Raw genomic sequence first — 668 nt, forward strand, 5'->3', positions numbered from 1 at the left:
ATCTAAACGTTCATAGAGTTTGATGTTCCAATTAGGTTCTAATTCTTTAATCATAGAACCGAATGTCGTACTTAAGACACCAGCGCCAATAATAACTATGTTTTTTGACTCATTGTTAGCCATTTTTTGCTCACCTTTCTTAAAACAGAACTCGTGCAAAAATAATTAAATTATTGCGCTGAGTCTTATTATAATTGCTAACAATCTATAACAAAAATACATATTTTCAATAATACCTATTCCATTTTGTAATAATTTAGACATAATATGCTCATTGATTAGACACAAATTAGGAGTAGAACTTGAATTTAATCATATGTCCTACTCCTAATAAATGAGAAGATGGCTACCATAAGTTGGAGCCCCGTCAGCAAGAAGGGCTAGAATTGAAAGAAGCTTGATATAAGCACATTTTCAGTACAACCATCTACAGCTTATATATTAATAAATAAGACTGTGACAATCATTTATGCCCAGCCTCAAATTTTATTCATTAATGCATGAGAGAGTATGATTAATAACTCTTCTATTGGTTTACTACTTTCATCTAAAATATGGAAGCTCACTTGTCCTTCATTTTTAGCCCAATGAGATAGTTTTTCATTCTCATAATTCGTAATAGTACATGTTTCTGGGCTCGTCTTTTTAATAAAATAATCTTCATTATC

General features: G+C 30.7%; 2 protein-coding genes. Both read right to left on the reverse strand.

Going from position 1 to position 668, the window contains the following annotated elements; genetic code table 11:
* Nucleotides 1-123: malate:quinone oxidoreductase (locus ACFVU3_RS39955; RefSeq protein ID WP_390073698.1), on the reverse strand; the 123-nt coding region annotated here is incomplete at its 3' end.
* Between the two features lie 356 nt (nucleotides 124-479).
* Nucleotides 480-668: hypothetical protein (locus ACFVU3_RS39960; protein WP_390073695.1), on the reverse strand; the 189-nt coding region annotated here is incomplete at its 5' end.

It is taken from the genome of Streptomyces sp. NPDC058052 (genome assembly GCF_042885515.1).
Lineage (GTDB): Bacteria > Actinomycetota > Actinomycetes > Streptomycetales > Streptomycetaceae > Streptomyces.